Annotated in this window: 16 protein-coding genes and 1 tRNA gene; 3 read left to right on the plus strand and 14 right to left on the minus strand. The window is 68.6% G+C overall.

Annotation, left to right across the window (positions count from 1 at the left end):
* The first annotated feature begins 21 nt into the window (after positions 1-21).
* Positions 22-95: transfer RNA gene (locus D1369_RS18380), tRNA-Pro, on the plus strand.
* A 120-nt stretch (positions 96-215) separates the two neighbouring features.
* Here D1369_RS18380 and D1369_RS18385 read toward each other — a convergent pair.
* From D1369_RS18385 to D1369_RS18450, 14 genes are all read right to left on the minus strand, one after another.
* Entirely contained in the window at positions 216-1,724 is a 1,509-nt protein-coding gene (locus tag D1369_RS18385; protein WP_007383654.1) for a LacI family DNA-binding transcriptional regulator, read from the minus strand.
* 58 nt (positions 1,725-1,782) lie between these two features.
* Positions 1,783-2,139, minus strand: coding sequence for a helix-turn-helix domain-containing protein (locus D1369_RS18390; protein WP_106433516.1), 357 nt, complete (start codon positions 2,137-2,139; stop codon positions 1,783-1,785).
* A gap of 431 nt (positions 2,140-2,570) precedes the next feature.
* Complete coding sequence (locus tag D1369_RS18395) at positions 2,571-4,046, minus strand: hypothetical protein (RefSeq protein WP_007383652.1); 1,476 nt, start codon at positions 4,044-4,046, stop codon at positions 2,571-2,573.
* Positions 4,047-4,048: 2 nt separating this feature from the next.
* Positions 4,049-4,927 (minus strand): hypothetical protein, encoded by an 879-nt coding sequence (locus D1369_RS18400; RefSeq protein ID WP_007383651.1) that lies wholly within the window; start codon positions 4,925-4,927, stop codon positions 4,049-4,051.
* An 88-nt stretch (positions 4,928-5,015) separates the two neighbouring features.
* Positions 5,016-5,453, minus strand: a complete 438-nt coding sequence (locus tag D1369_RS18405) for an NUDIX hydrolase (protein ID WP_037900929.1) — start codon at positions 5,451-5,453, stop codon at positions 5,016-5,018.
* Between the two features lie 23 nt (positions 5,454-5,476).
* Positions 5,477-5,971, minus strand: coding sequence for a hypothetical protein (locus tag D1369_RS18410; protein WP_007383649.1), 495 nt, complete (start codon positions 5,969-5,971; stop codon positions 5,477-5,479).
* Between the two features lie 236 nt (positions 5,972-6,207).
* Positions 6,208-8,382, minus strand: a complete 2,175-nt coding sequence (locus tag D1369_RS18415) for an FtsK/SpoIIIE domain-containing protein (RefSeq protein ID WP_007383648.1) — start codon at positions 8,380-8,382, stop codon at positions 6,208-6,210.
* Positions 8,383-8,475: 93 nt separating this feature from the next.
* Positions 8,476-8,634 carry a hypothetical protein gene (locus D1369_RS18420; protein ID WP_037903533.1) on the minus strand — a complete coding sequence of 53 codons (159 nt, stop codon included), beginning with the start codon at positions 8,632-8,634 and terminating at the stop codon, positions 8,476-8,478.
* Positions 8,631-8,948 (minus strand): hypothetical protein, encoded by a 318-nt coding sequence (locus tag D1369_RS18425; RefSeq protein WP_007383646.1) that lies wholly within the window; start codon positions 8,946-8,948, stop codon positions 8,631-8,633. Before D1369_RS18425 ends, D1369_RS18420 begins: the two co-directional genes overlap by 4 nt.
* A gap of 1 nt (position 8,949) precedes the next feature.
* The gene (locus D1369_RS18430) at positions 8,950-9,339 is read right to left on the minus strand and encodes an RRQRL motif-containing zinc-binding protein (protein WP_007383645.1); all 390 of its coding nucleotides are present in this window, start codon (positions 9,337-9,339) and stop codon (positions 8,950-8,952) included.
* Positions 9,339-10,232, minus strand: a complete 894-nt coding sequence (locus D1369_RS18435) for a DUF2637 domain-containing protein (RefSeq protein WP_007383644.1) — start codon at positions 10,230-10,232, stop codon at positions 9,339-9,341. Before D1369_RS18435 ends, D1369_RS18430 begins: the two co-directional genes overlap by 1 nt.
* Positions 10,229-10,423: a hypothetical protein gene (locus tag D1369_RS18440; protein ID WP_007383643.1), complete on the minus strand. Its 195-nt coding sequence runs from the start codon at positions 10,421-10,423 to the stop codon at positions 10,229-10,231. The genes D1369_RS18435 and D1369_RS18440 overlap by 4 nt, the downstream gene beginning before the upstream one ends.
* The gene (locus tag D1369_RS18445) at positions 10,420-10,866 is read right to left on the minus strand and encodes a Pycsar system effector family protein (RefSeq protein WP_007383642.1); all 447 of its coding nucleotides are present in this window, start codon (positions 10,864-10,866) and stop codon (positions 10,420-10,422) included. Before D1369_RS18445 ends, D1369_RS18440 begins: the two co-directional genes overlap by 4 nt.
* Entirely contained in the window at positions 10,863-11,132 is a 270-nt protein-coding gene (locus D1369_RS18450; protein WP_007383641.1) for a DUF6284 family protein, read from the minus strand. The genes D1369_RS18445 and D1369_RS18450 overlap by 4 nt, the downstream gene beginning before the upstream one ends.
* Positions 11,133-11,568: 436 nt before the next feature.
* On the opposite strand from D1369_RS18450, the gene D1369_RS18455 reads away from it, so the two are divergent.
* Together D1369_RS18455 and D1369_RS18460 are read left to right on the plus strand one after the other, a co-directional pair.
* Positions 11,569-12,327, plus strand: a complete 759-nt coding sequence (locus D1369_RS18455; protein ID WP_007383640.1) for a GntR family transcriptional regulator — start codon at positions 11,569-11,571, stop codon at positions 12,325-12,327.
* The gene (locus D1369_RS18460) at positions 12,324-13,001 is read left to right on the plus strand and encodes an AAA family ATPase (protein ID WP_037900927.1); all 678 of its coding nucleotides are present in this window, start codon (positions 12,324-12,326) and stop codon (positions 12,999-13,001) included. Before D1369_RS18455 ends, D1369_RS18460 begins: the two co-directional genes overlap by 4 nt.
* The last annotated feature ends 162 nt before the right edge of the window (positions 13,002-13,163 follow it).

Below are 13,163 nucleotides of genomic sequence, written 5' to 3' on the forward strand. Positions count from 1 at the left end.
GCAGCGACGAGCAGCGACGATCGGGGTGTAGCGCAGCTTGGCAGCGCGCTTCGTTCGGGACGAAGAGGTCGTGGGTTCAAATCCCGCCACCCCGACAGAGAAACACCAGTTCAGGGCCGATGCTGAGAGATCAGCATCGGCCCTGAACTGTTCTCCAGAGGCTCTCTGGAGAAATCCTGGAGAAGATCTTGGAAAATCGTCTCCAGACCAGTGCCCTACCCGCGAGCCCTCAGCAGCGCATCCAGAACAGCCACAGGCGAGCCGGGGCTCATCGCCCGGCGCGCGTCCAACGCCTCCTCCCACATTCCAGTGAGCGCGGTCATCAGCGCCTGCCGCATGCCAGCTGTAATGTGGTCATAGCGGGACTGCACTGAGCCGTCCTCGTGCCCCATGCGTTCGTCCATCAGCTTCGGCGGGGTCCCGACCTCTCTCATCAGGGTCTTGTGCGTATGGCGCAGCCCGTGCGGCGTCAGCCCCGGAGCGATCGGCACCCAGCACGCCTCAGCCCGCTTGGAGGCCCCTCGCCCACGTGCCGGAATCCCGGGCCACGGCTCAGCAACCACCGGCACAGGGTGCTCTTCTTGATTGCCGCGTCCGGGGTACCGTCCCGTGGCGGCAGGTCGAAAGAGCCAGGTGGCGAAGCCCGAGCGTCGCCAGTGTGCGGCCAGCTCGCCCGCTCCCCCATTACGGACGTACCCGAGATCGGTGATGGCCTCCAGCACCTTCAGGCGAGTCGGCTCCGCCACAGCGCCAGGGCGGTTGAGGACGTTGGAGACCGTGCCTGTCGAGACGCCGGCGCGGCGAGCGACGTCGACCAGCTTTGCCCCCGGACGGCTCACAGAGCCATTGGCAGCGCCGTGACCACGGAAGACGTAGGTCAGTCCGTGGCACTCACAGGGCTTCGGTTTCGTCCGGGCGATGTGGCCCGCAACCAGTGCGGCGAGGAAATCCGGAGCATCAATGTCACGGTAGGAGTCGTCCTTGGGCGGGCAACGGTGCAGTTCGCCGGTATCCAGCTCGTAGAGCTGCCACTCAACGCGAATGCTCTTCGGTCGGACGAACTCGGTCTCAAGGCCAACGATTTCGCCCCAACGCATGCCTGTGTAGCCCTTGAGGACTCCACCAACGAACTCATCGTCTCGGCCGGACAGCAGCGCCATCCGCTCGGCGAGCAGCAGAATGCCGAGCGCCGTGGTGACCGCCTTCTCCGGGCCACGGTTGCGGGAACGGCCGGCGCGCTTCCCTCGTCCGCGCCGCTTGGTTGCCGGGTTGGAATCGCGCAGTCCCTCGTCAACGGCGTCGGCAAGGATCAGGTGCAGTGTCGCCCGCCATGTCTTGACGCTGGTAGCCGCGTAGGGGACGGCGCGTTCGCGCTTCTCCCAAGCGGCAATGTCGGTGCTCAGGATGTCGGCGATGGCGAAATCTTCGAACGCTGGGAGCAAGTGCTCTTCGATGTGGCGCCGGTAGTTCTGCATGGTGGACGCTGCCAAGTCCTGCGCGGCATACCAGCGGTTCACATACGCACTGAAAGTGATCTGCTCAGGTGGTGCCTTCTTCGTTCCGGCCAACAGCTTCGCTTCTTCGGCATCCGCCGCCTTCTTTGCCGCTGCCCTGGTCCGAAAGCGAATGGCGTCACCATCTGCATCGCGCACCGTGGCGTACTTGCCGGGCGCGAGCTTGTATCGGCCGCGCCAGTAGTTACCGAGGTTCTCGGCATAACCCAACTTGCTCTCCCTACAGATGGGTGTGCCGCCCGACTGCGGAACCAGGCGGCACACGGAATCAGGCTGCGGTGGACTGCGATTGGCTGTACCGCGCCCTACGGGGGGTCCTAGCCTTCAGGGAGGTGACGGGCACCGGCGTTGTGGCCGTCCGGCGGCGCGGCGCTCGTGGGGCAGGTACGGCAGTGCCGACGCTTTCGGTGGGGCGGCGCTCGAAGATGCGCATGATCTCTGCAACGTGCTCAACCGTGAACCGGTAGCTGCCTCCGGGCTTGGTGAAGGGAATGCGTCCCCTGCGGGCCTGTTCCTTCACCCACCACTCGGAGCAACGCAGAGCTTGGGCAACATCCGCAGCGGAGTAGAGCTGAGGCAAGTCAGTGATCTGCTGACGCACTTTCATGTCTCCTCTTGGACTCATATCGGGGGTTCCGACGCTGGACCTGTCCGAGGTGCGAATTTCTGCGTCACCCACGTCATCTGCGTCATTCAGGCGGCTGACCTGCGGGTATGGGGTGACGCAGGGCGTTGGGGGTGCGTCATCGGTGACGCAGTCGGTGCGTCACCGATGACGCAGATGACGCAAGGTGACGCAGACTTCGGCCGTCTGCGTCACCCCCTGTCTGCGCAGGTCACCCGCCGTTTTCCGGGCTGTGGTGACGCAGGTGACGCAGCGTTCCCCTACTTAGGAAAAAAAGGGGGGTGTCTGTGGTGGTGCGGCGCGGCTCAGGACAGGAAGAAGGAGCCGCTACGCGGCACGACTTGCGCAGGGCGGCGGCCGCCGCCGAACAGCAAGAAGAGCACGCCCGGCCGGTGGTGCTCTTCTTGCTTGTGCGAGCGGCAGGGAGGCCGCTAGAACGCCGGTTGCTGCTCGTGCGGGGGCGCTGCCACCAGCCGGGTCATTTCGAGGTAGCGGCCCTCTTTGGTGCGCCCGGAGTCGATGAGGACGCCCCGGGCCGCGAGGGTCGGCTGAAGCCGCTTCAGACGGTCGGAGAGGACTTTGCCGGTGGTGGGCCACCCCTTGGGCAGCGGACGGCAGTCCTCGCCGCTGTAGAGGCGGGAAAGGCAGTGCAGCCACTCCGTGGACGTCATCTGCTGCTCCGCCCCCGGTTCCAGTTCGGCGGCATGCTGCAGGACGGTCTGCGCGAGCAGGTCGCCCTCTATGACGTCGTCGTTGAGGTCATCGAGACTGGCCCGGTACGCGGCGAGCGCCCCGAGCCCGGTGGCCGCGTCAAGTTGGGCGCACAGGTGCGCGAAGTCGGCCATGCGCAGGTCGGTGGGGGTCTCCGCCTGCGCCGCGCGGACCTTGACCGTGAGGTCCAGGAGCGAGCCGAGGACGACGGGCAGCACGTCCGCGTACTCGGTCCACAGCTCATCCTCGGTGCGCCGCACCCGCGGGCGTTCCAGGCGCAGCGGCAGGAGCCGTTCGGCGAGGTCGGGGCGGATGACGCCGACGTCGATACCGGTCAGGAGCAGGGGGCGGCGGTAGCCGACGCGGAAGACGTCCCCGTCGGTGAACAGCGCGCGTTTGACGTTCTCGGCTCCGGTGACTATGCAGCACATGGCGTCCGACAGGTCCGGGGTCATGTGGGAGAGGTTGTCCAGGGCGGTGACCCATCCGGCCGCGACCGCCGCGATCAGGTTCTCTTCATCCTTCGGCGCCCGGCGCAGGTCGCCGCTCATGCCCTCGATGATCCGCACGAGCATGCGGCCCCCGGTGGACTTGCCCGCGCCCTGTGGGCCGGTGAGGAAGGGGGCGGGGACGGGCACGGACGGTCCGAGGCAGCCGATGAGCCAGGCGATGGCCAGGCATTCGGTTTCCGCGTTGGCGAAGTTGCATAGCCGCATCAGCAGGTCGATGCCTTTGCCGTTGGTGTCTTTGGCCGGTAGGGGCAGTTCGCCGGTGAGCTGGGTGCGCCGCCAGCTCACCTCGCGCGGGTCGGGGACGGTGATGTCCCAGCCGGTGGGGTGGATGCGGACGGACTGTCCGTCGTTGCGCCCGAGGTCCAGCCACGTGGCCCCGTCGTATCCGGGTGCGACGCGGATGTGGACTGGCTGTACGTCCTCGGTCAGTGCGAGGGCTTCGATCAAGTCCAACGCCTCCTTGAGCGCGGTCCCGTTGAACACGCCGACCCCGTCTTTGAACAGGCCGACCATGAGTTCTTGGCGGTGGCTGCCGGTGGTGCCCTGGGAGCGGATGGGGCGGGCCACGGGGTGGCCGTTCTTCTGCGCGTAGACGGTGCCGTCGGCGGTGCGGAAGTAGCGGAAGTGGGATTGTGCGTAGTCGGTGATGACCTGGCGGGCCGGGTTCTTCTCGTCGTCGGACATGCCTAGAGTCCCACCCTGGTGCGGGCGTTGGTCCACGCGTCGGTGCAGTGCCGCGCCGTTTCGCCCTTGGCCTGCGCGGCGGTGAACAGCCGCGCGATATGGGTGTCGGTGAGGCAGCCGCACCCGCCGTGCGTGGACAGTACGGCGAGGAAGGTGCGGTAGACCGTGGCGTGGACCGCGCTGCGGGCCTCGGTGATGCGCTGCTCCGCCATGGCGATGCCACGCTCCAGATAGGCGGGGGTTCGGTGTCGGCACTCCCCCTGTCCACCCCTGAGAGGCGCTGTGAGCGTCTGTGGCGCCCTGCGGGCAGGAGCGGGCTCCTTTACTGCCAGTGCACGCACAGCGTCCGGGAGAGGGGCGATGGCGCCGGTGCCGTGCCCGAGCCAACGGGCGTACGCCATAAGGGACTTGATGTCCACGCCGGGCCGGACGCCGTTCACGGACTGCATCACGCCCTGGTAGATCCAGTGCTCACCGCGCGTCGTCGGCACGGTCCGGGTCTCGGGCAGCGTCGCGCGGGCCCACGTGATGGCTTCCGCGTTGTCGAGATCCAGAATGGTCGATCCGGCGCCGCCGGGGTGGTAGGCGACGGCCGCTGCCTCGCGCCATGCCCACGCCCATTCGCGGGAGCGTAGGACGGCGGGGTCGGTGTCGGCGGCGGCCCATCCGTGGCACGGGTGGGGGCAGGCGCAGGGCCCGGGGGTTTTCATGTTCGGGCGACCGCCGCAAGCGTTGCGGGAGCACGCGCGGCAGTTACCGAAGGGCACCTTGCCTGCCCGCAGGGGCAGGGGAGGCAGACCGGCCGCCGCGAGGTGAAGCGCGGTGCGCAGATGGCTGTTGACGGTGTCCAGTACTGGCCGGGTGTCGGTGGGTTGAGTCATGCTGGGTGGTCTCCAGTTCCTTGGTAGGTGACTGGCTGGACAAGGGCGGCCCCGGACTTTGCCGAGACGGGGGCCGCCCTTGGCGTAGCTAGAAGGGGGCGTTGTGCCGGCCCTGCGCGGCGGCCACGATCTCGCTGTGGTCGAAGGCGAGGTGGCCGGTGTCGTGGAGGGGCTTCCAGCAGATGGCGGCGGCGTCGTCTTGGGCCTGCGCGGTGGTGTCGGCGGGGACGCTCACCAGGTAGGCGGCGGTGACGTACCGGCCGCGCGGGTCACGGTCGGGGGTGTCGTAAATGCCGATGAGGGTCAGGTCGTCGGGGTCGACGTGGACGCCGGTCTCTTCCAGCAGTTCGCGTGCGGCGGCGGTGCGGGAGGTCTCGCCGGGGTCGACGTGTCCGCCGGGCAGGGCGAGCCGTCCCTTGTGCGGCGGCCATCCCCGCTCGATGAGCAGGACGGCGCCGTCGCGGGCGCACACCACGTCGGCGGTGAGACGGATGATCTCGGGGGTCGTGTCTTCTTCGGTGCTCACAGTGGATTCCCTTTCTGGGCTGGTCAGTGCTGGTTGTTGGTCTTGGCCCACACGCCTCGGGTGGTGGTGTGGGTGTGGTGTTGTTCCTGGCGGACCGGCCCGCTGTAGTGGTGGTGGTGCTCATCCGGTGCGGCTTCGGCGACGCGACTGAAGAGGCGGGCGAGGGCGAGGACGGGCACGGCGACAGCGGCCGGGGCGGCGCAGATCATGCCGATGACGGTCGGGTCTGCCTGCCGGGAGGCGATGAGGACGCCGATGGCGATCAGGCCGGGCGGGACGGTGGCCAGTCCGGCGGTGAGCATGAGGCGGGAGGCGTCCACGGCCCGCTGGGACATCGGCGGCACGCCCGGCTGGGCGACGGGGGGTGTGTCGCCGTGGGCGGGCAGGGGGCAGGTGTCGCGGTAGGAGGTCGGCACGGTAGGGGCGGGCCGGTAGGCGTCGGCGATGATCCGACGTGCCTCAACGGCGGCCTGGTCGTCGCTCATCGCCACGGCGGGCCCAGTGGTCTCGGAGTGCATGCGGCTTCCCTTCCGGGGGTCGGTGGCGCGGGTGGGCGATGCCCTGAAACGGGCGCTGAGAGGGGTGGGGTAGGGGACCCTGCGGCCCCCTTTACCGGCCTTACCTTGCAGGTCAGGGCCCTCTACCGGCCCCTCTACCGGGGTAAGGAGCCCCCTCTACTCCGGGCCGCCCACGGATGACCGCGAGCGGCGGCGCGGAGGGGGTCTTGAGAGGGCCGGGGTAGAGGCGGGGGGCTTTACCTGCCGGTGCTGAGCAGGATCTCGGCGGGCACGGCGGCCTCGATGTCGCGGCGCTGGTAGCCCGCCCCGTTGGCGCCGGAGATCTTGACTTGCTTGCTGGTGCGCTTGACGCCGGCCGCTTCGAGGTCGGCGGCGAGGCGTTCGGCGTTGAGGTCGCCGTAGGTGTCCTCGTCGAGGTTGGCCAGGCCCGCGAGGAGGTCGGTGGTGAACATGCGCGGGGCGTGCCGCATGACCTCCAGGACGTCGGAGACGATCGCGGGCACGGTCAGGCCGGCCGCGTCGGCGGCGGCGGTGACGTCTCCGGCCGCGTCCCCGGTGAGCTGTCCGGCGGCCTCGCGCAGGGCGCGGCCACGGGCGCACAGGGCGGCGAAGCCGGTGCCGTCGAGGTAGTCGGCCCGCACGGTCACGAACGACGCCGGGCCGGTGACCAGCACACCGACCCCCTTGTGGTCCTCGGACAGCACGGAGGCATCCGCGCCCTGGGCGGCCTTGCCCTTGCCCAGGACCATGTCGGAGCTGGTGCGGTCGACGACCTGTGTCGAGTAGCGGATGGTGATGATCTCCCGCAGCTTCGGCGGCACCGACTCCGCATCCGGGCGCTGGGAGGCGAAGTTGGACACGAACCCGGCAGCCGGGCCGCGGCGGGCGACGCGGCACAGGTCGTTGATGACCTGCTCGCGGTCCTCGCGCTCCATCGCGGTGAAGTACTCCTGCAGCTCGTCGATGGTGACGAAGATGACCGGCAGGTTGTACTTGACCATGATCTCCGGGGTCAGCTTGCCCTCCGGGCACACCGACGTGGGCAGGTCCCGCAGCAGCGCGAAGCGGCGCTCCATCTCGGCAAGGAGCTCTTGCAGCATCGCCTTCAGCGCCTCGATGGCATCGTCCTCCGCGCCCATGACGAGGCGGTGGGCGACGGCTTTCATGGCCTTCCAGTCGGCGCCGCCCTTGCCGTCGGCGACGTAGTGGCGCACGTAGGCGTCCAGCAGGCCGGCCGCGGTGAGCAGGCGCTGGGAGAACGTCTTGCCCCGGCGGGGCAGGCCGCCGAAGAACATCGACTGCCACATGACCGGAACCGCGACGCGGTTGCCGCGCGCATCCTGCCCGAACGGCACGGCGTCCCAGATGGAGAACTTCTCTGCCTTCTCCAGCGGGGAGGGGTTGAGCGGACCGAGGTAGGGGTCATCGTCGGCGACCCACATCGAGACGCGGCCGGCGTTGCCGCCCTTGGCCGCGCGGACGCGGGACATGATGACCTGGATCTCGTCGACTCCGAGTTCCTGCGCGATCACCTCGCGCTTGGCCAGGACGTCGGAGGCGGTCTTGCCGCCGCCGCGCGGCATGTCGAAGATCACGGCCCAACCGCGGCCATCGCGGACCGGGCCCATCGTGCACGACACCTTCGGAAGCTCGCTGTCGTCCTTGCCGCTGCCGCTTTTGAGGAGGCCAGCGGCCCGCAGCGCCTCGTTGAGCTGCTGGGCAGACATGTCCACCCGCAGCGGCGGCGAAGCCTGGTCCAACAGCCGCGTTTCCTTGCCGCGTCCCAGATAGGCGAGCGGGGTCACCACGGCGCCCGCTATGCCGACTTGCAGGAGTGGCGGGGCGAGGATGATGCCGATCGCGGCGGCGGTGACCGCCGCGGCGGCCGCGCCGAAGCGCCAGCGGCGGGACTGGGTACGGGTGTAGTGCGCCATCTGCAACCGGACCGCCAAATCGACGTCTTCGGGCTTGGCCTTGACCTGCGCCCGCAGCGCCTTGACGGCCGCGGTGTGGTCCTGCGCCGACAGCGTCGGCCACAGGCCGGCCGCCGCGCGGAAGAAGCCGCGCGCGGCCAGCAGCACGGTCTTGACCAGGTACTTCGGGGTGCGCAGGCCGTGATAGCGGGTGTGCCACCAGGTGAGCCGGCCGAACGCCTGCACGTTGGCGACCACCGAAGCCCGCGAACGCGCCCACGCCGGCAGAACATCGGCGTCGGGCAGGGCGAGCCAGTCGGCCAGCGGATTGTCGGGCCGGTCGACCGCTTCACCGGCCGGCGACTCGTCGACCTCCGGCGCGGCGGTCGGGGCCGTGGGGGTCTTGGCGAGGTCGACTACCAGGGCGCCGCGGCCCTCGCGGTGGTCGTCGAGGCGGTAAACGGTGCCCACGGGGGTATCCGTGGCGGGTTCAGACATGACGGGAAGACTCCAGACTGCCCTGATCAAGGCGGGAGTTGTGTTGAAGTGGGGTGAGGGCGCCGGTGGGGGTGGTCACCACCAGCGGGATTCCTACTTGGGCACGATGTACGGGCAGCCGTTGACCATGTGGTCCACGCACTGCGGGCAGTCCTCGCCCGGCTTCAGCCTGCGGTGGATGCGCTTGTTGTGGGCATGCTCCCAGCACTGCGGGCACTCCCCCGGCGGGGTCTGCGTCGCGGCCACGCTCACCACCACCCCGACGACTTCTTGGTGGCCTTGGCGGTGGCGGCCTCCGCGACGATCCGGGCCCGCTCCTTCTGGAACGCCGTCAGTTCGGCGTTCAACCGGACCTGCACCGACTCCCACACCCTTTCCAGGGTCCGCTCAGCGCGGCCAGTGCTCTTGGACCGCAGAGTGCGGTAAGAGCCGGAAGCCAGCGCCCCCAAGACCTGGCGGCGCTCCGAGCCGGTCAGCGGCCACATCTCCTCGTTGCGGACCGCCGCCAACTTGCGCTCCGTCAGGGCGATCTCCTTGTCCAGGTGACGCGTGTTGGGCTTACCCATGTCAACTCCCTGTCTGAGCAGTGTGGTTGGCGTCGATGCAGAGCCCGCACATGCCGTAGCGGCGGGAGATGCAGTAGCTGTAGATGACTCCGCAGGCCGGGCAGGTCTGGCGGGCGAGCATCGCCAGGGCGAGAGCGCCCCACTTGCGCGAGGTCATCGGCCGCACCGGCAGCGCGAGGTCTTCGCGGTAGAGGTAGGCCACACGCGGTGTGCCGGTACGCCGGTTGATCCGCATGGCCTGCGCCGCGATCGGCTGACCGCCCGGACGCAAGCCCTGGGCCCGTAACTGGCGGCGGGTGGCGAGCCCATGCGGGGCGAACTTCCACGGGTAGGTCGGTATGCCGTGGCGAGCCCCGGTGGGGTCGAAGCACTTGCCGTACACGCCGGACATCACGTCGTCCCGACAGCAGCGGCGGCACGCTCGGCAAGGAGGGTGTCCCGCAGCATCCGGGCGTTGGCCGGCGAGGTGTGCACCTCGCGGCGGATGCCCTCAGCGGTGATCTGAGCGTCCGGCCAACCGGTGGTCGCGGTGCGTGCCTCAGTGAGCAACTGAGCGGGGGTCCGCTTGGGCCGCGCCGATCGGGCCGCCTGGGGAACCCGACCGGTCGCCCGACGCGATCGAGTCGATACGGCAGCCGATGCCCGGCTCGGGATCTGCGGGGCCGGGGCCGGGGCGATCGACGGAACGGGCTTGAGCGGCAGAGCCGACTTCAGATAGTCCACCGCCACCAGATCGGGCACCCGCACGACCGTCGCGGTGATCGGCGCGGGGGTCGATTCGGGCAGGTCAGCCGTAGACCGATTCACCTCGGTCTCGGTTGATTCCTCCGCATTCGTGTCTGCGGTCGGGATCGGGGCGGGGCGGTGATGCAGCACCTTGGCGACCAGATCGGAACCGAAGTAGATCGAGCCGACCGGAAGCGAGGTGGCGAGCAGGACCAGCGCCCAGTTGGCGGGGTCCCAGTCGGCGAGCCGTCCCCAGTCGACCGTTGCCCCGTGCAGGGCGGGGACCAGGCCGTGAACGTAGTTGAGGACCAGCGAGGCGGCGGTGTAGGTGCCCAGCACTCGCAGCGCGAACGTCCGGTCACGGCCGGCCAGAACGAGCGTGGCGACCAGGGCGAGTGCCATCAGTCCGTCGACCACGAACGGGTAAAGCGTGGCGGCGGTCTGGTCCGCGCCCACCGCGTTGGCGATGTCCCGCAGCGCGTTCCAGGAGACACGGAACGCCATGCCGACCACACCAACCAGGGCGAGGACGAGAGCGATACGGCCCGTGCGGTTCATCGGGCACCACCCCTCAGGCGCCACCCGTGCAGCGTCCAGCCGAGGAACTGCGCGAGGCAGCAGGCCGCGATCAGGTAGCGCCAGGCGTGCTCCTGGGTGACGAATACGGCCGTCGTACCGGCCATCGCCACCAAAGCGCCTGCCATGGCGAGCAGGAGCCACCCGCGACGCGGGGAAGGAGTCGACGTCATGCCGCACCCCCGATCACGATCAGGAGGGCGAGGGCGAGCAGGCCGCCACCGGCAAGGGTCAGGTCGACCGCGCGGCGCAGGCCGGTGAACTTGACCACCGCCAGACGGGACAGGCCCGCGATGTCGGCGGCCAGGTCCCGGGTGACGGACTGGCTGATCTGCTCAGGGGTGAGCGTGGCCCATAGCGGAAAGCCATGCCGGCCCGACAGGTTCGGCCGCACCGACCGCAGCAGCAGACCAGCCGCCGCGACCAGCAGCGTCATGCCGCATCCGCCCACCGCGCAGGCGACCGGGTTCAGGGGCAGGTCGCGGACGATCGTCCAGGCCCCGGCCAGTACCGCGCCGACGAACGCCAGCAACAGAGCCACCTTCGTGTCGGTCCGCGCAATCTCCGCCTTCACCTCAGCGTGCGCGGCCGTCAAGTCCTGCGGCAGGGCGCTCACGCGGCGCCCCCGGGCAGCGCGGCGCCGGCGGTGCGGTTGGCCAGGGCCCGCCGCTCGCTCAGCACTCGGTTGCGGGCGCGGCGGATACGGCGGGCGTCCAGTTCGTTGGGGAGTCGGTCCAGCGTGATGATCTGCGCGTCGAGGAGGTCGACGTCCGCCAGGATCAGCGGCATTTCCGCGTCGATGGCGTCCAGTTCCGCGGCGGTCGGTTCGATGAAGTCGGCGAACGCGGTAACAGCGTCCTGAACAGTAACGATGTGCTTCATTGGGTCGTGGTCTCCCTTGCAGGTGAAACGGCCCGAACAGCGGCCCCGGAGTTGCACCTCCGGGGCCGCACGCCGTTGAAGTCGGGTGATCCGGCTCCCCTCAACGCCGCTCGTACGAGACGAGCGGCGGAGGCAACCGGCCGCAGGCGTTGGCCTGCGGAAAGGTCGGCTTGCGCTGTACCGCGCACGGGACAGAACCCATGCGCGCCCGCCCTCTTGCGGAGGTGGGACGGGCTCCCCTCTCAGGACCCATCGACCACCCGTGTGCAGGTAGCTGGGTCCGCACTCTGTTGAGTTCTCAACCAATGCGCGCTCACTTCGTACTCACCCCTGCGGGATTTCCTCCGGGCACATCCCTAAGGTTCCCTAGGGTTCCCTGTGGTGTCAAGCGGTAAGCTAGGGAACCTCAGGGAAGTGACGACAGGGAGCAGGCAACATGGCAGGCCAGGCCGACAATCGGGCGCCGTACGCGAAGATTGCCGCCCACTACACGGAGCTGATTACGTCTGGTCAGCTAGAGCCAGGGACGCTCTTGCCGAGCATCAAGAACCTCTCGGAAGAGTGGAAAGTGAGCACCGCGACAGCCGAAAAGGCTCTGCGCAAGCTGCGCAACGAGGGGCTTGTGCGCGGGATCCATGGGATCGGTACCGAAGTGCTGGACCAGCCGGCTCCGATGTCTTCGGGGTCCCAGCGACAGGACAGGGGACGCCGTACCGGATCCAGTTGGGGGGCCGGCGAAAGGTCCGACTCGCATCAAGCTGCCGTAGTCTCAGCGCCCGCTGAAGTAGCCCAAGCACTGGACATTCAGCCCGGCTCCGACGTGATCCGCCGAAGCCGGGTCTATCGAGACCGGCACGGCATCGTCGCCCACAGCACGTCATGGATCCCAGCTCGGTACGGAAAGCTGATCCCGCAACTGTCAGAGAGCGAGCGACTGACTGGGGGAACCTCTCTCCAGCTCATTGCCAAGGTGACCGGCCACCCGATCAGTCACCGCATCGACACGGCATCTGCGCACCTGCTCACGCCGGAGTACGCACAGCTCTTGGAGCTGGACCCCGAACACCCTCCGACGGATCCGGTGGTGGTGATGACGGCAAAGTTCGTGGACAGCGAGGGGAACATCGTGGAATACGGCGTAGACCTCGGGGGTCCGGGCCGCACATGGCGCACAGAGTCGGAGGTCGCCCCATGATGGTGATGGATGACACGCTCGCGAACGTGCTCGAAGAACGCCTAGGGTCACTGCTTGCAGCCCGCGCGGCTGGCACAATCCCGCCCGAAGCCGAAGCGGAGATGTCCGCGATCTCCCAGACCATGACGAGACCGATGTCACCACCCCCACCGTTCTGCGTCCTGATGGCCGGACTCCCTGGCTCCGGCAAGACGACCCTTTCCCGTGCTCTCACCGATCGCGGGTTCGTACGGCTGTGCCCAGATGAAGAGATGTACCGCCGCCACGGTGTGTATGGAGTGGACTTTCCCCGAGGCATCTTCCCCACCCTTGAGCGACCGGTACTGGAGGATGTGGCGGTCGAACTCAAGGACCACCTCAAGTCGGGGCATGACGTCGTCGTCGACCACGGCTTTTGGACTCCGGAGGATCGGGCCCACTGGCGGGCCATCGCCACCGACGCCGGCGCCACCCCTACTCTCGTCTACCTCGCAGCCAGCCATGACGAGCTGTGGGCGAGGATCAGCAAGCGCAACGAGTTCCACGCGAACGATCCCAACTCGATCTACTTCTCTGAGAGCGACCTTCTGAGATACCGCGCTCGGTTCATCCCTCCTCAGGAAGACGAACCGCACATGCTTTACGACGGTGACCCTGCGGCCGTGATCGCGGCTCTAGAGGCCTCGCGAGGCTGACGCGCGAACGGGATGAAAGCACAGGTCAGCGTGAAGGGGCTCCGTCTCAGTCACCCCGGTCCGGAGCCGTTCAAAGCGGTTCACGCTCCGGGCAGGAGTACGGGAATGAACGGGCCTGAACAGCCCTGTATCACGCTCTGCCCAGCACCTCGAAAGCGAGTG

It is taken from the genome of Streptomyces sp. CC0208, from assembly GCF_003443735.1.
GTDB lineage: Bacteria > Actinomycetota > Actinomycetes > Streptomycetales > Streptomycetaceae > Streptomyces > Streptomyces sviceus.

Coding starts and splice junctions, on each gene's coding strand:
- D1369_RS18425 (WP_007383646.1), bottom strand. CDS start 8,948: ATGGGTAAGCCCAACACGCGTCACCTGGACAAGGAGATCGCCCTGACG.
- D1369_RS18435 (WP_007383644.1), bottom strand. CDS start 10,232: ATGAACCGCACGGGCCGTATCGCTCTCGTCCTCGCCCTGGTTGGTGTG.
- D1369_RS18390 (WP_106433516.1), bottom strand. CDS start 2,139: ATGAGTCCAAGAGGAGACATGAAAGTGCGTCAGCAGATCACTGACTTG.
- D1369_RS18415 (WP_007383648.1), bottom strand. CDS start 8,382: ATGTCTGAACCCGCCACGGATACCCCCGTGGGCACCGTTTACCGCCTC.
- D1369_RS18395 (WP_007383652.1), bottom strand. CDS start 4,046: ATGTCCGACGACGAGAAGAACCCGGCCCGCCAGGTCATCACCGACTAC.
- D1369_RS18400 (WP_007383651.1), bottom strand. CDS start 4,927: ATGACTCAACCCACCGACACCCGGCCAGTACTGGACACCGTCAACAGC.
- D1369_RS18455 (WP_007383640.1), top strand. CDS start 11,569: ATGGCAGGCCAGGCCGACAATCGGGCGCCGTACGCGAAGATTGCCGCC.
- D1369_RS18450 (WP_007383641.1), bottom strand. CDS start 11,132: ATGAAGCACATCGTTACTGTTCAGGACGCTGTTACCGCGTTCGCCGAC.
- D1369_RS18440 (WP_007383643.1), bottom strand. CDS start 10,423: ATGACGTCGACTCCTTCCCCGCGTCGCGGGTGGCTCCTGCTCGCCATG.
- D1369_RS18460 (WP_037900927.1), top strand. CDS start 12,324: ATGATGGTGATGGATGACACGCTCGCGAACGTGCTCGAAGAACGCCTA.
- D1369_RS18430 (WP_007383645.1), bottom strand. CDS start 9,339: ATGTCCGGCGTGTACGGCAAGTGCTTCGACCCCACCGGGGCTCGCCAC.
- D1369_RS18410 (WP_007383649.1), bottom strand. CDS start 5,971: ATGCACTCCGAGACCACTGGGCCCGCCGTGGCGATGAGCGACGACCAG.